Genomic DNA, 18,152 nt, shown 5'->3' on the forward strand with positions numbered 1-18,152 from the left:
ACATGTCACGCTTCTTCATCGACAGGCCGATCTTCGCCTGGGTCGTCGCCATCGTCATCATGCTCGCAGGCCTTTTGGCGCTGCAGTCCCTGCCGATCTCGCAATATCCGCAGATCGCGCCGACGACCGTCAACATCAGCGCAAGCTATCCCGGCGCCGACGCCCAGACGGTCGAGAATTCGGTGACCAAGGTCATCGAGCAGGGCATGACCGGCGTCGACAACCTGCAATACATGACCGCGACCTCGACCTCGTCGGGCAATGCCTCGCTGACGCTGACCTTCACCAATGCGGCCAATCCCGACGTCGCGCAGATGCAGGTGCAGAACAAGCTGCAGCTCGTCACCTCGCAATTGCCGCAGACGGTCCAGAACACCGGCATCACCGTGTCGAAATCCTCGACCGGCTTCCTGATGGTCATCGCCTTCGTCTCGCGCGACGGCAAGATGTCCTCGACCGACCTCGCCGACTATGTCGACTCGACGCTGAACGACACGCTCAAGCGCGTCCCCGGCGTCGGCTCCAGCCAGCTCTTCGGCTCCGGCTATGCGATGCGCATCTGGCTCGACCCCGACAAGCTGCAGAAATATGCGCTGATGCCGAGCGACGTCTCCAACGCGATCACGGCGCAGAACACGCAAGTCTCGGCCGGCCAGCTCGGCGGCTTGCCGCAGAAGCCCGGCCAGCAGCTCAATGCGACTGTGACGGCGATGAGCCGCCTTCAGACCGTCCCGCAATTCGAGAACATCATCCTGAAGAGCGGCAGCTCCGGCTCGATCGTGCGGCTGAACGACGTCGCGACGGTCGAGCTCGGCGCCAAGGACTACCGCACGGCCGCCCGCTACAACGGCCAGCCCACGGCAGCGCTCGCGATCAGCCTGGCGACCGGCGCCAACGCCATCTCGACCGCCGAGGCGGTGCAGAAGGCGATCACGCGACTGTCGCAGACCTTCCCCGAGGGCGTCGAGGTCGTCTATCCCTACGACACCACACCCTTCGTCCGGCTCTCGATCGAGAAGGTGGCCGAGACCTTGATCGAGGCGATCGTGCTCGTCTTCGTGGTGATGTTCGTCTTCCTGCAGAATCTGCGCGCGACGATCATCCCGATGCTCGCCGTGCCGGTCGTGCTGCTCGGCACTTTCGGCGTGCTGGCGGTCGCCGGCTATTCGATCAACACGCTGACCATGTTCGCCATGGTGCTCGCCATCGGCCTGCTCGTCGACGACGCGATCGTCGTCGTCGAGAATGTCGAGCGCGTGATGCAGGAAGAGAAATTGTCGCCGAAGGAGGCGACGATCAAATCGATGGGCGAGATCACCGGCGCGCTGGTCGGCATCGCCACCGTGCTCTCGGCGGTATTCGTGCCGATGGCCTTCTTCGGCGGCTCGGTCGGCGTGATCTACCGGCAGTTCTCGGTCACCATCGTCACCGCCATGATGCTCTCGGTGCTCGTCGCGCTCGTGCTGACGCCGGCGCTCTGCGCCACCATGCTGAAGCCGCCGGCGGACCATGCCACCCAGAAGGGCCCCTTCGGCTGGTTCAACCGCAATTTCGACAAGGCGACCCACGGCTATCGCAGCGGCATCGCCGGCATGATCGCGCGGCCGTTCCGGTTCCTCGCCGTCTTCCTGCTGATCGGCGTCGGCATGGCGGTGCTGTTCACGCGCCTGCCCAGCTCCTTCCTGCCGGAAGAGGACCAGGGCACGCTGTTCACCATCGTGCAGATGCCGGTCGGCGCGACGCAGGACCGCACCTTGCGCGTGCTCGACCAGATCCGCACCCATTACCTCGACAAGGAGAAGGATCTGGTCGAGGGCGTGCTGACGGTCGCCGGCTTCGGCTTCGGCGGCGAGGGCCAGAATGTCGGCCTCGCCTTCATCAGGCTGAAGCCCTTCGCCGAGCGCAAGGGCAAGCAGGCGACGGCGCAGGCCGTGGCGATGCGCGCCATGGGAGCGTTCCGCTCCATCAAGGACGGCATGGTCTTCGCGCTGGCGCCGCCCGCGATCCAGGGCTTCGGCAACACGGCGGGCTTCGACTTCTACCTGCAGGACATCGCCGGCGCCGGCCATGAGAAGCTGATCCAGGCGCGCAACCAGCTCCTCGGCCTCGCCGGCAAGAGCTCGGTCTTGTCCGGCACCCGGCCCAACGGCCAGGAGGACACGCCGCAATACTCCGTCGAGATCGACCAGGAGAAGGCGAGCGCGCTGACACTCTCGCTCTCCGACATCAATACGACGCTCTCGACCGCCTGGGGCAGCGCCTATGTCAACGACTTCATCGATCGCGGCCGGGTGAAATCGGTCTATGTCCAGTCCGGGGCGCCGTTCCGGATGCAGCCGCAGGATGTCGACAAATGGTATGTCCGCAACTCAGGCGGCACGATGGTGCCGTTCTCGGCCTTCTCCTCGGGACGCTGGACCTACGGCTCGCCCCGGCTCGAACGCTATAACGGCTCGGCGGCGGTGGAGATTCAGGGCGCGGCCGCGGCCGGCGTCAGCTCGGGTGCGGCGATGGACGAGATCGATGCCCTGATGAAGCAACTGCCGGCCGGCTACGCTCATGAATGGACCGGGCTGTCCTATCAGGAGCGACTCTCCGGCAGCCAGGCGGCGGCGCTCTATGCGCTGGCCATGCTGGTGGTCTTCCTCTGCCTGGCCGCGCTTTATGAGAGCTGGTCGATTCCCTTCGCCGTCATGCTCTCGGTGCCGATCGGCATCTTCGGAGCGCTGCTGGCCGCGACCTGGTTCGGGCAGACCAACGACGTCTATTTCAAGGTCGGACTGCTGACGACGATCGGCCTTGCAGCCAAGAACGCGATCCTGATCGTCGAATTCGCGATCGAGCAGCAGCAGGCCGGCAAGGGGCTGGTCGAGGCGACATTGGAGGCTGCGCGCCAACGCCTGCGGCCGATCCTGATGACCTCGCTCGCCTTCGTCCTCGGCGTGACGCCGCTGGCGGTCGCGACCGGCGCGGGCTCGGGCAGCCAGAACGCGATCGGCGTCGGCGTGATGGGCGGCATGATCGCCGCCACCGCGCTCGGTGTGTTCTTCGTGCCGCTGCTCTTCGTCACCGTGCGCCGCCTCGTCCAGGGCAAGGGTGCGCAGGGCAAGCGCACCGATGAGCCGGTGGCCGAGCCGGCAAAGGCAAGCTGAGATGGCCGCAACGATGACCGGAAGCCGCGCGACAATGAAACGCCTCAGCCTGGCCCTGCCGCTCTGCCTCATGCTGGGCGCCTGCGCGGTCGGGCCCGATTATGCCGGCCCCTCCCTGAGCCTGCCGGCGAAATGGGGCAACGCGCCGGCCTCAAAACGGCCGCTGGCGTCCAGGACGCTGGATGAGTGGTGGAAGCGTCTCGGTGACAAGACGCTGAATAGCATCGTCGAGGAGGCCGTTGCCGGCAATCTCGACGTCGCCTCGGCGAAGGCGCGCATCCGGGAGGCACGGGCGACCAGGCGCCAGGCCGTCGGAGCGCTGTTTCCCTCGCTCGACGGCACCGACTCGGCCACGCGGTCGCGGACGAGCGCTGCCACCTCCAGCACGGGCGGTAACGCCACCTCCAGCCTGTACAAGGCAGGCTTCGATGCAAGCTGGGAGCTCGACCTGTTCGGCGCGAATTATCGCGGCGTCGAGGCGGCGACCTATGGCGCTGACGCTGCCGAGGAGGACCTGCGCGCGACCCTGCTGACGCTCGTCGGTGACGTGACCTCGAACTATGTCGAGGCCCGCGGCTACCAGGCCCGTATCGCCCTGGCCAGGCGCACCGCGGCCTCGCAACGCGAGACAGAAGGGCTGACGCGGACCAAGTTCCAGGCCGGCTCGGCCTCGGCCGTCGACGTCGCCAAGGCGGCTGCGCAAGCGAGCTCGACCGAGGCGGCGATTCCGAGCCTGGAGGCCGCCTATGCCCAGAGCCTGCACCAGCTCGGCATCCTGACAGGGCAAGCCCCGACCGCGCTGGCCGGCCGGCTGGCACGTGGCGGCCCGATCCCGGCTGCGCGCAGCACGCCGCCTGCCGGCCTGCCCGCCGACGTTCTGCGCAACCGCCCCGATGTCCGCAAGGCCGAGCGCCAGCTCGCCCAGTACACGGCCAAGATCGGCCAGGCGGAGGCGGCGCTCTATCCGTCGGTCAGCCTCACCGGCAGTATCGCGACATCGGCCCTGAAGACCGGCGACCTGGCCAAGAACGCCTCGATCGGCTGGTCCTTCGGGCCGACGCTGAGCGTGCCGATCTTCAATGGCGGCGAGCTCCGGGCGGCTGTCGAGGTCGCCCAGGCCCAGCGCGACCAATATGATTCCGCCTTCAAGCTCTCGGTTCTGACTGCGATGCAGGACGTCGAGAACGCGCTGGTCTCGCTGGCGCAGGAGCGCCTGCGCGCGGGCAAGCTGTCTTCCGCCGCGACCTCCTATCGCGATGCGGCGCGCCTCTCCCGCACGCTCTACCAATCCGGCTCGTCGAGCTTCCTCGACGTGCTCGACGCGGAGCGCTCGCTCTACAGCGCCGAGGACACGCTGCTGCAGAGCCGGGTCGCCGTTTCCACGGATTTCATCGCCCTCAACAAGGCGCTCGGCGGTAGCTGGAGCAAGCCGGTCGACGTGTCCTCGCCGGCGGTCGTCGACGTCAACACCGGGCCGCATCCGCGCACGGGCTTCTGACGCCTGCTCTTTGAGCAGGGCAAGCTATTGAGGCAGGGCAACACGCCCTGCCCGTTTTGATCTCAGACGAGCAGGCTCCTGCGGGCGTCGAGGATGCGATCGAGCGCGTTCAGAAAAGCCGAAATCTCCTGGCCCCCGATCGGGAAGGACAGGGCGATCAGGCCGCGCGGCGCGAAATAGACACCGGCCTTCACGAGATCGAAGAACAGCAGGCTGCGCTTCGCATTCGCCACCCGCGGCGCGCCTTGCGGGTGAATGTTCATCAATGAGCCGAGGCCGGACACGGTGATCGGCACGGCCTTGGCCGCAAACAACGCGTTCAGATCGGCGCGGAAGCGGTCGCCACGCGCGTTCAAACCGTCGAGCGCCTCGGCCGTCAGGAGTTGCTCGACCGCCGCGAGCCCTGCCGTCATGGTCAAGGTGTTGTTGTTGTAGGTGCCGGCATGGCCGATCGAGGATGGCCGGCGCGGATCGAAGACCTGCATGATCTCGCGGCGGCCGCCGAAGCTGCCGAAGGCGAGGCCGCCGCCGAAGAATTTTCCGATCGTCGTCATGTCCGGCGTGATGCCGAGCAGCTGCTGACGCCCACCCAGCGAGAGTCGCGAGGTCTGGATCTCGTCGAAGATCAGCACGGCGCCCGTCTCGTCGGCGAGCCGGCGCAGGCCGGCAAGGAATTCGGGCGTGCCGGGAATGCAGCCACCCGCACCCTGCATGGGCTCGACCAGGATCGCCGCCAACTCGCCGCGATGCGGCTTGACGAGGTCGAGCGTCCTTTCAAGGTCGTTATAGGAGGCGACGACGAAATCGTGCGGCACGGTGACGGGCGCGCCGCCGGGCGGAAAGGTCAAGACGCCGCCATGATAGCCGCCTGCGAACACCAGGATCTTGCGCCGCCCGGTGAAGGTAAGCGCGGCGGCGAGCGCCATCAGATTGGCTTCCGTGCCGGAATTGGTGAAGCGCAGCAGGTCCATCGACGGAAAGCGCGCGCAGATGCGCTCGGCCAGCTTCCCTTCGATGGCGTTGTGCGAGGACAGGTTGATCCCGTCATCGAGCGCAGAGCGGATCGCCTGCTTCAGCACCTCGGGTGAATGGCCGAAAATGCCGGCAGTGAACTCGCCCAGGAAATCCAGATATTCGTGCCCGTCGGCATCGGTCAGGCGGCAGCCCTCGCCGCGCAGCATGCACAGCGGAAAGGGATCGTAGAAGAGCGAGGTCCGGGTGTTGCCGCCCGGCATCGATTCGGCCGCCGCCATGAAGCGCGCCCGGCTTTCGGGGTTGCGGCGCACATAGTCCTCGCGGGCCTCGACAAGCGCCAGATCAAGCGCTCCGGCTTCATGCGAATTGGCGGCAGTCAGGGGCATGGTCGGCCTCTTGCGATGCGAGATGGCGGGGGTGGATTCGATCGGCGATCAGGTTCCTGCCCGCTTGATCTCGATCAGGCAAGAATTGGGCGCGGTCGCCTGCGCCAGGCGCGAGGTCGGCATGCTGGAGGTGAGGCTGTTGGGATTGCCGCCACGGTCGAGGGGCAAGGCCCCGCCATCCTCAACCGGATCGTACCAGCCGCCGGTTGGCAGCACGGCGACGCCCGGCTCGACATCGCGCGTCGAACTGAGTGCCGCCAGGCAGCGGCCACGGTCGTTGAAGAGCTCCACGATGTCGCCATCCCGGAGGCCGCGCTTGATCGCCTCGGCCGGGTGCATCAGCACGACCTCATACCCGTCGCGCTTGGCCCCCTGGCTCGGCCCCGCCAGTTCCAGTTGGCTGTGCAGGCGATGCGCCGGCTGCGGCGAGAGCAGGTGCAGCGGGTAGCGCTGCGCCAAAGGCGAGCCGAGCCATTCCTCGGGCGCGAGCCAGGCTGGGTGGCCGGGACAATCGTCATAGCCGAAGCCGGCAATCGTCGCAGAAGCGATCTCGATGCGGCCGGACGGCGTCTCCAGCGGGTGGCCCTCGGGATCGGCGACGAAATCGGCCAGTGGCGTGACCGGGGCCGGCGCAGCCTGGCCTTGGTCGAGGGCGGCATAGCCGCGCGCCCAGAACGCCTCGAAATCCGGCAGCTCAGCATGGGCCGCGCGGTAGCCGTCATACATCCGGCGCAACCATTCCCGCGGCTCGCGGCCTTCGGTGAAGGCGTGCTCGAAGCCCATCTCGCGGGCTATGCGGGCCATGATCTGGTGATCGGACAGGACTTCGTCCGGCGGCGCGCAGACCTGCCGGCTGGCGATGAGCCAGTTGTCGCGGGAGGAGGCGGCGATGTCGTCGCGCTCGAACGGAAAGCTCGCCGGCAGCACGATGTCGGCATGGCGCGCGGTCGCGGTCCACATCGGTTCATTGGCGATCACAGTCTCCGGCCGCCGCCAGGCTTCCGCCAGGCCGGCGAGATCCTGATGGTGGTGGAACGGATTGCCGCCCGCCCACCAGACCAGACGGATATCAGGCAGCACCAGGCGCCGACCGTTATAATCCAGCGTCCCGCCCGGCTGCGAAAGGAGCTCGGTGATCCGCGCGACGGGGATGAAGCTTGCGACCGGGTTGCGCCCCTGATCGAAGGCCGGGCCCCGCAGCCGCCGGATCGGCTGGCCGACGGTGCTGACGGAGGTCAGGCCGAAGGCGATACCGCAGCCGGGCCTTCCGGCATGGCCGGCAATGGCCGCAAGCGCGATCGCCGCCCAATAGGGCTGCTCGCCGAAGCGCGCCCGCTGCAGCGACCAGGCCGCATTGACGAGCGCTGGCTCCGAGGCGAAGGCAAGGGCGAGATCCCGGATCGTCGCTGCCGGCACGCCGCAGATTTCGGCCGCCCACTCGGCGTCCTTGACCACCCCGTCGCTTTCGCCAGCCAGATAGGCTTCGAGCTCCGCAAGCCCCACCGTGCAGCGCGCGAGGAAGGCGCGGTCGGCCGAACCCTCCGCCAGCAGCGTCCGCGCCATCGCCAGCAGCATCGCCGTGTCGGTGTTGGGGCGGATCGCGATGTAGTCGATCGTTCCGCCCGGCAGGTCCGGGACATCGGTGCGCACCGGGCTGACGACGACGATCCTGACACCCGCCGCTGCAGCTGCCGCCAGCCCGCGCTCGGAGCGGTGCTGGCCAGTGCCGCCGGCCTCGACCTGCGCATTCGACAGGCGAAAGCCGCCAAAGGAGATCAGCAGCTTGGCATGGGTGGCGATCTGGTCCCAGCTCGGAGCGACATCGGTGGCGAATTTGAAGCGAGGGCCGATGACATGCGGCAAGATGACCGCGCCGGCGCCGAAGCTGTAGGTGTTGACGGCCGAGGTGAAGCCGCCAGCGAGGTTGAGGAAGCGCTTGAGCTGGCCCTGCGCATGGTGGAAGCGCCCGGCACTGGCCCAGCCATAGGATCCGCCGAAGATCGCGGCATTGCCGTGAACCGTGCGGACGCGCCCAACCTCGCCGGCAACGAGCCCCGCCGCCTCGTCCCAATTGATGCGGACGAACTCGTCGCGGCCACGGTCTCGGCCGCGCCCCTCCGGATTTTCTCGCGCTGCGAGCCAGCCCTTGCGCACCATCGGATGAAGGACACGCGCCGGATGGTCCTTGAGGTCGAGATAGGCCGCCCCTATGGGCGAGGGCTGCGGGTCGAGCCCGAAGCCCTGCAAGGCAGCCTGTCCGGAACTGTCGCGGACGACCTCATAGGTGCCGAAATGCGTCCCGAACAGGTGCAAGACCCGCCTCCTACTGAGCCGGCTTCATATCGAAGGAGCGAACCCAATCGTCGCCACGCGCCTGCCAGGTCACCCGCTTCGAGACGCCATAGGTGGTCGGCTGCGCATAGAGGAACAGCACCGGCGCCTCCTCGCACATGATCTTGGTCGCGTCCTTATAGGCGGCGAGGCGCTTGTCCTTGTCCATGGTCGAGCGCCCGGCCTCGAGCGCCTTGCCGAAGGCGGCATTATCCCAATAGGCGTACTGGTTGCCGGGCGCGAGCAGGGTCAGCTGGCCGTCGGCGTCCAGGGTCGGCCAGCCATGGGTCAGGAGCGAAGTCTGCGCCAGCGTCCGCGACCGCAGATATTTGTTCATATAGGCGCCGAAATCCATCTCGTTCATCTTCACCTTCAGGCCGGCGTCGCCGAGCATGGCGGCGACCGCCTGCGCCACTTCCTGCCCCTGGATGTAGGTCGCGACGGGGATGTCCATCTCGATCACCTGCTTGAGGTCGATGCCGGATTCCTTCAGCAGGGCCTGCGCCTTCTTCACATCGTAAGGATAGGGCTTGAGGTCCGGATTGAAGCCGAAATAGGACGGGGTCAGGATCTGGCAGGGCTCGATATAGGCCTGCCCGTCGAAGATCGAATCCCGGATCGCATCCTTGTCGATGGCGTAGTTCATCGCCTGGCGCACCAGCTTGTTGTCGAGCGGCGCCTTCTGGGTGTTGAACTTGATGAAGACGTTGCGCGTGCTCTGCACCGAGCCGGCAATGGCGTTCTTGCTCGCCTTGACCCGCGCAAGCTCCGAGGTCGGGATGCCGGTCACGAGATCGACCTCGCCGGCCAGCAGCGCGGCGATGCGGCTCGCCGGTTCCGGGATCGTCTTGAACACGACCGTGTCGAAATCAGGCTTGCCCTGCCAGCCTCCCGGATTGGCGGCAAGCGTGATGTGGTCGCCCGGCACGTTCTCGGTCATGCGGTAGCGGCTGCCCGACATCGTCTCGGTTGCCGGATTATGGCTCGCCGCCCATTGCGGCGGCAGCAGGAAGAACATCGAGAGCTGGTCGACGAAGGCCGGGAACGGCGCGCTGGTCTCGACTTCGACGGTCTTGGCGTCGATGACGCGGACCTCCTTGACCAGGTCGAACCAGGACTTGATCCGGGCATTGACCTTGGGATCACGCACGCGGTCGAGGTTCCATTTGACCGTCGCGGCGTCGAGCGGCTCGTCATTGACGAATTTGGCGCCCTCGACGAGGTCGAAGCGCCATGTCGTATCGTTCACCAGCGTCCAGGATTTCGCCAGCGCAGGCGCCAGTTTGAGGTCGGCGCCGCGGATGACGAGGGACGGGTAGATATGGCTCAGCAGGCTCATGTCGGAGCCGAAGGAGCCCGTCATATGCGGGTCGAAGGTGTTGACGTTGACCGAGAGCGCGATCGTCGCCGTACGCCCGGCCTGGGCAAGCGCCGGCGGAGCGGACAACGCGGCGGCCAATGCGGCAGCGCTGAGGGTCTTGATCCAGAACGATGTCATGTCACGGGCTCCAATGGCGGTGGCGAGGAATGGCAGCGAGCAAGGGCGATGAAGTCTCAGATCAGGACGAAATGACCGGGCGAAACCTCGGTCAGCACGGCATCGGGGGCAGGCTTCTGCGTCTCGTAGTCGAAGGCCAGCGGCCGCCTGGCGCGCTCGATGGCCGGGTTCGGGATCGGGATCGCCGAGAGCAGCGAGCGCGTATAGGCGTGGCGCGGATCGGAGAAGATCGCTTCCGTCGGAGCGATCTCGACCAGGCGCCCGCGCAGCATCACCGCGACGCGATGGCAGAGATAGCGCACCATCGACAGGTCATGCGCGATGAAGAGATAGGCCATGCCCAGCTCCTGCTGCAGATCCTGGAACAGGTTGATGATCTGGGCCTGGATCGAGACGTCGAGCGCCGTGATCGGCTCATCGGCGATGATCAGCTTCGGACGCATCGCGACGGCGCGCGCGATGTTGACGCGCTGGCGCTGGCCCCCGGAGAACTCGTGCGGATAGCGCGCCATGAAGCGCGGATCGAGCCCGACCTGCTTGAACAGGGCCGCGACGCGATCGTCGCGCTCCGCGCGGCTGGCGACAAGCTCATGCACGATCAAGGGCTCGGCGACGAAATCCCCCACGGTCATGCGCGGGTTGAGCGCGGCGTAGGGATCCTGGAAGACGACCTGCATCTGGCGGCGAAAGGCCTTCAATTCGCGCGCCGGCAAGGTCGTGATGTCATGGCCGTCGAAGCGGATCTCGCCGCCGGTCGGCTCTTCCAGGCGCAGCACGACGCGGCCGGTCGTGCTCTTGCCCGAGCCGGATTCGCCGACCAGCCCGACGATCTCGCGGGGCGCGATGTCGAAGGAGATGTCGTCGATCGCCTTGACGAGATGCGACGGCCCGCCGAGCCAGCCGCCGCCGCTGGTGTAATGCTTCGCCAGATTGCGGACGCTGAGGAGAGGATGCGTCGGCGACGTGCTCATGCCACGGTCTCCCTGCGGGCCTTCAGCGCGGCGGGCAGATCATACCACGCGGCGACGAGATGGCCCGGCACGCTGCCCTCGACCTGGCGCAAAGGCGGCATCTCCGTGAGGCAGCGCGGCGTCGCGAAGGCATTGCGCGGCGCGAAGGGATCACCCACCGCCGGCTTGTAGAGATCGGGCGGCGAGCCCGGGATCTGGTGGAGCCGCCCCTCGGCGCGGCGCTCCGCCGTGGGCAATGATTGCAGCAGGCCCCAGCTATAGGCGCTACGCGGGTCGGCGAAGATCGCATCGACCGGGCCGCGTTCCATGATGCGCCCGCCATACATCACCTGGATGGTGTCGGCGATGCCCGCGACCACGCCCATGTCATGGGTGATCCAGATCACCGTGGTGCCGAATTCGCGCTTCAGATCCTTGACCATGTCGAGGATCTGCGCCTGCACGGTCACATCCAGGGCCGTCGTCGCCTCGTCCGCGATCAGGAGTTTGGGCCGGCAGGCGACGCCGATCGCGATCATCACGCGCTGGCGCATGCCGCCCGAGAACTGGTGCGGATACTGGCCGATGCGGCGCGCCGCATCGGGAATGCGCACGATCTCGAGCAGTTCGATCGCCCGCGCCCGCGCCGCCCTGGCGTCGAGGGCGGTGTGCCGGCGGATCAACTCGACCAGTTGCCGTTCCACCGTCAGCACCGGGTTGAGCGAGGTCATCGGATCCTGGAAGACGAAGCCGATCTGCCCGCCGCGAATGTCGCGCAAGTCCCGCTCGGGCAGCGTCAGCAGGTCGCGCCCCTGGAACAGCACCTGCCCGGCAACGATGCGGCCGGGCGGGCGCGGAATCAGCCCGCACATCGCCAGCACATGCACGCTCTTGCCCGAACCGGATTCGCCGACGATGCCCAGCGTCTCGCCCTCGTTCAACCCATAGGAGACGTCGTTGACGGCATGGACCGTCCCGCCCGCCGTATCAAAGGCGACGGTCAGGTTCCTGACCTCGAGGAGCGGGGCCATGCCGGTTCGCCTCAGGCGTTCAACACGACGTCCGGCGCGCGCGTCAGGAACTCGCAACCGCCTTCCGTGATCAGGACGGTGTCGGAGAGCTGGGTCGCGGCGATGCCGGGGATGCGCAGATTGGGCTCGAGCGTCAGGATCATGCCGGGTTCGAGCAGGATGCCGGTCCTGGCGTCGAGGGAGGGGTGTTCATGCGCGCCGAGCCCGATGCCATGGCCGATGCGGCCCGGCAGGTATTTGCCGTAGCCGCGCGCCTCGAGCCCGGCCTTGGTCGCGCCGAACAGCGCGTTGATCGGCGTGCCGGGCTTCAGCAAGGTCGCGACCTCGTTGCGGATCTCGATGATCGAATCGAGCGCCCGGCGGCGCTCGTCATTCAGCGCGCCGACCGCGACCGTCCGCTCGTTCTCGGCATGGATGCCGTTGACGATCGTCCAGATCAGGATGCTGATCGCCTCGCCGGCTTCAGGCTTGCGGTTGGTCGGGTTGTCGCAGTTCATGAACATGCGGTCGCCGGCCAGCGCCCAGGCCCAGAGGCCGTTCTGCGCCCCGCCTTCGAGGCTGCCGAAATCGCAGACCTCCTTGTCGGGGAAGTTATCGGCCCAGAAGCGGTTCATCGCCGCCATGGCCGCGAGCGACACGTCACGCTCCGAGCCGCCCTGCCGGACGGCCTCGACCGCCGCGATCATGCCGGTATCGGCAATGCGGGCGGCGTCGCGGGCATTGGCGATCTCGTCGGCGTCCTTCACCAGGCGGGTCGTCATGATCATCTCGGAGGCGTCGCGGAAGGAGGCGCCGGGCAGGAGTTCGGCAAGCTGGCGCGCCCGCGCAACCGGCAGGAAATCCTCCTCGACGCCGATGACCGCCTTGGCGAGACCAGCCTCCTCCAGCATCGTCTTCAGCGCATCCTGCCAGTTCGGCCCCATCGTGACCTTGGTCGACCAGGCGCCGTAGAGGCGGATATCCTGGATGAAGGTCGAGGCGCGGGCATGGTCGTCGCGCAAGGCATGGATCAGCATCGAGGGCTTGCCCTGCGCCGGCAGGATCGCGATCACCGGATGGCTGTAGATGATCGGGTTGAAGCCCGTCAGATAGAAGCTGCTCTCGGGCTTGAAGGCGAGGATCACATCGAGACCGGCAGTGCGCATCCTCTGACGCAGGCGTTCCGTGCGGGGAGCGGTAGTGGTCATGGTCACGTCCTCAATTTCGGATCGAAATAGTCGCGCAGCCAGTCGCCGAGCAGGTTGACGCTCAGAACCGTCAGCAGGATGGCAAGGCCGGGAAAGGTGACGATCCACCAGGCCGTGGAGATGTAGACGCGCCCCTCGGCCAGCATCCGGCCCCAGCTCGCATCGGGCGGCTGCACGCCGAGCCCCAGGAAGGACAGGGCCGCATCCATGATGATGACGCGTGCGAGCTCCAGCGTCGCGACGACGAGCGCCGGCGTCAGGACGTTGGGCAGGATATGGTGCAGCATGATGCGCCAGGTGCTCGCGCCGATCGCACGGGCCGATTGCACGAATTCGCGCGAGCGCAGCGCCAGGACCTGCCCACGGATGATGCGGGCGTAGCGGATCCAGCTGGTGACGGCCAGGACGATGACCAGATTGGTCAGGTTGGGACCGAGCGCCGCGACCACGAGCAGCGCCAGCAGCATCAGCGGAATGGCAAGCTGGATGTCGACGAGCCGCATCAGGATGCGGTCGACGACGCCGCCGAAATAGCCGGCGACGATGCCGAGGAACACGCCGACGATGCCGCCCAGCACCACGGCGCAGGTCGCGACCGAAAGCGTGATCTGGCTGCCATGGATGATGCGGCTGAGAATGTCGCGGCCGAGCTGGTCAGCCCCGAGCGGATGCGCGCCCGGGCTGAACAGGCCCGTCCATGTCGGCGGCGCGAAGCGCCCGCGCAGATCCGAGCGCACCGGGTCGGGCAACCCCAGCAAGGGGGCCAGGATCGCCGCTCCGATGAACAGCGTCAGCAGGATGGCACCGAGCAGTCCGGTCCGGCTGCGAAGCAAGGCGCGCAGGAAGTCGGCCATCTCAGGCGCTCCCCTTGATGCGCGGGTCGAGCAGCGCATAGAGCAGGTCGACGATCAGGTTCGTCGCGACGTAGATCGCCGCGATCAGCGCGACGCCGGCCTGGATCACGGGAAAATCCTTGGTCTCGATCGCCTGGACGATCAGGCGGCCGACGCCCGGCCAGGCGAACACCGTCTCGGTGACGACCGAGCCGCCCAGGAGCTCGCCCGTCAGGATGCCGATCATCGTCACCACCGGGATCAGCGCATTGCGCGCGACATGCCAGGTGAAGACCGTCGCCGGCATCAGCCCCTTGGCGCGAGCAGTGCGGACATAATCCTCCTTGAGCACATCGAGCATGCTGGAGCGGAACAAGCGCGCGATCGAGGCGGAGACGAAGACGGCCAGCGTCAAGGCCGGCAGGACGAGATTGGCCGGGCTGCCATAGCCGCCGGTCGGCAGCCAGCCGAGATCGACCGCAAACAGCAGGATCAGCATGATGCCGAGCCAGAACACCGGCGTCGCCTGCCCCAGCAAGGCCAGCGTCATCACTACGAATTCGGCGACCGAGCCACGCCGCATCGCGGCGATCGCCCCGGCCGTGCCGCCGATCAGGACACCGAGCGCGATCGCGGTCAAAGCGAGCTGGATCGTCGCCGGCATCCGCTCCAGCACGACGCCGATAGCCGGGCGCCCGAACTGGAAGGACTGTCCGAAATTGCCGGTCAGCGCCTGGGCGAGAAAGGTGAGGTATTGCCGCCAGATCGGCTGATCGAGCCCCAGCTCGGCCGTCAGCGCCTGCATCTGCTCGGGCGAAGCCCCGACCGGCAGGAGCAGCGCGACCGGATCGCCGAGGAAGCGCGTGACGAAGAACACGATCGTCACCACGCCCCAGATCGCGACGAGGGCCTCGCCGAGCTTTCCGGCAAAGTAGCGCGTCACGGCGCCGTCCTCGCGAGGAAGTCCCGGACGGCCGACAAAACGCGCGCATTGGCCTCGATATGGACGGCGTGGTTGGCGCCCTCGATCTCCAGCAATTCCGCACCCGGAACCATCTCGGCGATCAGGCGCGACTGGCTCGGCGGGCAGATCCAGTCGGCCGCGCCGCAGATCGCCAGCGTCGGCACGTCGATGCCGGCGAGCTTGTCGCGCAGGTCGTAATCCTTGGTGGCGAAGAGCGCGTTATGGGTCTCGGCGTGCAGATGCAGCGTGCGCGTCTTCTCCAGCGCGGAGTCCGGGTCGAAGTCCTCGAAATAGAGCGGCTGCAGGGCGAGCCAGATCAGGCGCAGCTCGGTGTCGTCGATGATCTTGTCTGAGAACAGCTTCTCGACCATGCCGATCGAGGCGCAGGGCGCCTTGTGGAGGCGCGCCTTGAAATGCTCGATCGCCTCCGCCTCATGATGATGGCTCGGCGCGGTCCCGCGCAGGATCAGGCGCGACAGGCTGTTGCTGCCATGTTTGACGGCATGGGTCAGCGCGATCATGCCGCCGAAGGAGCCGCCGATCAGCACGATCTTGCGGCCGCCGCAGAGCGCCTGCCGGAAAGCCTCCACATCGTCGGCGAACTGCTCGAACAGGAAAGGTGGCGTCAGCGAGCTGCGGCCGCAGCCGCGCTGGTCGAAGGCCAGCACGCGATAGCGGTCCGACAGCGCCTGATAGGCGCCGAACTCGCCGCGATGGTCGCCGATGCCGCGCCCGCCATGCAGCACGATGATGGTCTCGTCATGGTCCTCGCCGGCGACGTCGTAGCAGAACGTCGCGCCGTTGAGCTCGATCCAGCGCGGGGCGTCATTCGGCGGCATGGGAAGCGTCCTGCGAGGGGGCGTCGGCATCGGTCCATTCGTCGCCCTGGAGCTCGGGCGTGTCGAAGGCCTGGAGGGTGGCGAAATGCGTCTCGCGATCGGCGACGAACAGGCTGCGGACGATGCCGCGCGCGAGGCGGTCCGCGCCTTCGCTGATCGCCGGGATGTCGCCCGAGAGCTTGCCATGGCTCAAGGTGGCGGGAAAATTGAAGCAGTGAATTGCCTTGAGCGCCGGGCAGGCGCCCGGCGTCTTCTCCAGGAACTCGAAGCTCTCGCCGAGATCGGGCGAGGTTTCGAGCTCCACATTGGGCATGTCGGCAGGGACCGGGAAGCGATCGCGCCAGAGCCGGATATGGGGCGCGAAATCGGCCAGCTCCGGGCGCGACATCAGGTCGACGCGGAAGCCCGTGCCGAAGATGATGAAATCAGTGTCGTAGCGCCCCTTCGGCGTGGTCAGGACGAGGTGTCCGTCGCGCTCCTCGATGTCGAGGATCGGGCTGCCCAAATGGAAATGCCCGTTGGGATGTTGCGAGACCCGCAAGGTGCTTGGGCGCGGCGGCGGCGTCTGCGCCCGCAGCGTATGGTCGAGGAAGCGCCATTTCCACTCATCGGGCAGGCCGGCGAAGCCATGCACGACGCCCTGGCTGCCAATGCCGGTGAACTTGTTGACGCGCGGTATGTCGGTGCGGCGGATGAACAGGTCGAGCCGCGCAGCACCTGCCTCCAGCGCGACGGCGGCATTGTCCATCGACGACGCACCGGCGCCGATGACGGCGACGCGCTTGCCTTTCAGCGCTTCGAAATCGATCGCGTCGGCGGTATGGGCCCAGTAGCGGCGGTCGATCGTCCCGGCAATCGGCGGAACATAGGGTCCGCCGAGCCCGTCGCGCCCCGTGGCCAGCACGACATGGCGCGCATGGACGGTCTCGGCCACGCCTGCCCTGACGATCCGGAGCGCGAGGACGCCATCGGGCCCGCCGTGGATCGCGGCCACCTCCGTCTCGTTCTCGACGGGCAGGTCGAGCACCCTGCGATACCAGATCAAATAATCCATCCAGAGCGCGCGTGGCGCCCTGTCGAGCGCGTCCCAGGCGGCCCGTCCGAACTGGGCCTCGTAAAAGGCGCGGAAGGTCAGCGCCGGCAGGCCCATCGCCGGCCCGGTCAATTGCTTCGGCGAGCGCAAGGTGCGCATCCGCGCGAAAGTCACCCACGGCCCTTCCAGGCCCGCGGGCGCGCGGTCGTAAAGCACGTGATTGTCGACGCCGAGGCGCTTCAGCATGCCCGACGCAACAAGCCCTGCCATGCCGGCGCCGATGATGACGACATCTAGCACGCGCCGCCCGTCGATCTCGCGCGGCGGCACCCAGGATTTTGCCGGAAGCTCCAGCCATTCCAGATCCTGCCGCAAGCGGGCTTCCAGCGCGGCAAGTCCCATCGCAGCAGGTCCCATCGGGGTCGCGGACGGCACGGTCATGAGCGCACCTCCTGGTTGTCCGCCGCGCCATAGACGGCATCGGCCAGCATTTCGGTGCCAGCCGCGTCACGCAGCACGAAGCCTGGAATGAGCGCAGCGGCAGATTTCAGCAGTGCCTCGTTCAGCGCTGCGATGCTGGGCGTGAGCGGGCGCGCGACAGGCGAGATCGCCCCGAACAGGAACGGGATCGTCACGTCGAGCGGGCGCAGCACGACGCCCTTGATGGGTAAACCACACGCCGCCGCCGGCTCGATGATGGCCACGCCCAAACCGCGACGCGCCAGGGCGAGCGCCGTGAGCGATGCGTTGGCGTCGATCAGTTCGCGCGGCGCGATGCCGGCTGCCGCGAAAGCCTCGTCCACCCGCCGGCGCAGCCGGTAGGGGTTCGCCATGGTGATGACGCGCCGCAAGGCGAGATCAGCGAGTGCGACGACGTCACGACTTGCCAGCGGATCGCTTTCCGCCATCGCCGCAAGGCAAGGCGCCTCGCCGATCCAGTGCACATCAAGGCCGGGATGTTCGATCGGCAGGCTGGCCAGGCCGAAATCGGCCGATTGCGACAGCACCTGCTGCACCACGCTCTCGGCCGCGAGCGCCTCGATATGGATCTGCCGCGGCAGGAGCGCAGGATCCATTGCGGCGAGCGCATCCGGCACGATGCTGGCCGCCAGCGCCGGCGTCGCCGCCAGTTCGATCGCGGGCAGTGCCCCGGCGCCGATCGCCGCCGCACGCTCGCGGATGTGCTTGAGGCCGAAGAACAGGCGCTCGACCTGGACATGGAACAGCACGCCGCGCGGCGTCGGGCTGATGCGCGGGCCGCTGCGATGCAGAAGCTCGTAGCCGATCTCCGCCTCGAGATCGCGGATCTGCCGGGTCACGGCGGGCTGGGAGCGGTCCAGCAAGCGCGCCGCGCCGGTGATGCTGCCGGCCGACATCACCGCAACGAAAGCCTCAAGCTGCCGGATGTCGAGGGCGTCATTATTCATATCTGACATGCTAGGTCGGCATTGATCCAGATCAAACATAAAACATTG

At 67.3% G+C, this 18,152-nt stretch carries 13 protein-coding genes; 2 read left to right on the forward strand and 11 right to left on the reverse strand.

Annotated features, from left to right (window positions below; genetic code table 11):
* Positions 1–2: 2 nt before the first annotated feature.
* Both CYD53_RS20840 and CYD53_RS20845 read left to right on the forward strand, forming a co-directional pair.
* Positions 3–3,152: an efflux RND transporter permease subunit gene (locus tag CYD53_RS20840; RefSeq protein WP_103720008.1), complete on the forward strand. Its 3,150-nt coding sequence runs from the start codon at positions 3–5 to the stop codon at positions 3,150–3,152.
* Between the two features lie 34 nt (positions 3,153–3,186).
* Positions 3,187–4,650, forward strand: a complete 1,464-nt coding sequence (locus tag CYD53_RS20845; protein ID WP_245928362.1) for an efflux transporter outer membrane subunit — start codon at positions 3,187–3,189, stop codon at positions 4,648–4,650.
* 62 nt (positions 4,651–4,712) lie between these two features.
* On the opposite strand, the gene CYD53_RS20850 is transcribed toward CYD53_RS20845, so the two are convergent.
* The 11 genes from CYD53_RS20850 to CYD53_RS20900 are packed head-to-tail and all read right to left on the reverse strand — an operon-like array spanning position 4,713 to position 18,113.
* Positions 4,713–6,011 (reverse strand): aspartate aminotransferase family protein, encoded by a 1,299-nt coding sequence (locus CYD53_RS20850; protein WP_103720009.1) that lies wholly within the window; start codon positions 6,009–6,011, stop codon positions 4,713–4,715.
* Between the two features lie 48 nt (positions 6,012–6,059).
* Positions 6,060–8,324, reverse strand: a complete 2,265-nt coding sequence (locus CYD53_RS20855) for a molybdopterin-dependent oxidoreductase (RefSeq protein WP_103720010.1) — start codon at positions 8,322–8,324, stop codon at positions 6,060–6,062.
* Between the two features lie 10 nt (positions 8,325–8,334).
* The gene (locus CYD53_RS20860) at positions 8,335–9,840 is read right to left on the reverse strand and encodes an ABC transporter substrate-binding protein (protein WP_103720011.1); all 1,506 of its coding nucleotides are present in this window, start codon (positions 9,838–9,840) and stop codon (positions 8,335–8,337) included.
* A 56-nt stretch (positions 9,841–9,896) separates the two neighbouring features.
* Positions 9,897–10,811 (reverse strand): ABC transporter ATP-binding protein, encoded by a 915-nt coding sequence (locus tag CYD53_RS20865; RefSeq protein WP_103720012.1) that lies wholly within the window; start codon positions 10,809–10,811, stop codon positions 9,897–9,899.
* Positions 10,808–11,821, reverse strand: a complete 1,014-nt coding sequence (locus CYD53_RS20870) for an ABC transporter ATP-binding protein (protein ID WP_103720013.1) — start codon at positions 11,819–11,821, stop codon at positions 10,808–10,810. The genes CYD53_RS20865 and CYD53_RS20870 overlap by 4 nt, the downstream gene beginning before the upstream one ends.
* Positions 11,822–11,832: 11 nt before the next feature.
* On the reverse strand, positions 11,833–13,008 hold the full coding sequence (locus tag CYD53_RS20875) for a M24 family metallopeptidase (protein WP_103720014.1): 1,176 nt from the start codon (positions 13,006–13,008) through the stop codon (positions 11,833–11,835).
* Between the two features lie 2 nt (positions 13,009–13,010).
* Positions 13,011–13,862: an ABC transporter permease gene (locus CYD53_RS20880; RefSeq protein ID WP_103720015.1), complete on the reverse strand. Its 852-nt coding sequence runs from the start codon at positions 13,860–13,862 to the stop codon at positions 13,011–13,013.
* A 1-nt stretch (position 13,863) separates the two neighbouring features.
* Entirely contained in the window at positions 13,864–14,784 is a 921-nt protein-coding gene (locus CYD53_RS20885) for an ABC transporter permease (RefSeq protein ID WP_103720016.1), read from the reverse strand.
* A complete protein-coding gene (locus CYD53_RS20890) occupies positions 14,781–15,644 on the reverse strand; it encodes an alpha/beta fold hydrolase (RefSeq protein ID WP_103720017.1) in 864 nt (287 codons plus the stop codon). The genes CYD53_RS20885 and CYD53_RS20890 overlap by 4 nt, the downstream gene beginning before the upstream one ends.
* Entirely contained in the window at positions 15,631–17,118 is a 1,488-nt protein-coding gene (locus CYD53_RS20895; protein WP_103720018.1) for an NAD(P)-binding domain-containing protein, read from the reverse strand. Before CYD53_RS20895 ends, CYD53_RS20890 begins: the two co-directional genes overlap by 14 nt.
* On the reverse strand, positions 17,115–18,113 hold the full coding sequence (locus CYD53_RS20900) for a LysR family transcriptional regulator (protein WP_103720019.1): 999 nt from the start codon (positions 18,111–18,113) through the stop codon (positions 17,115–17,117). The genes CYD53_RS20895 and CYD53_RS20900 overlap by 4 nt, the downstream gene beginning before the upstream one ends.
* Positions 18,114–18,152 lie beyond the last annotated feature (39 nt).

The sequence above is a fragment of the Allobosea psychrotolerans genome (genome assembly GCF_002917105.1).
GTDB classification, from domain to species: domain Bacteria; phylum Pseudomonadota; class Alphaproteobacteria; order Rhizobiales; family Beijerinckiaceae; genus Allobosea; species Allobosea psychrotolerans.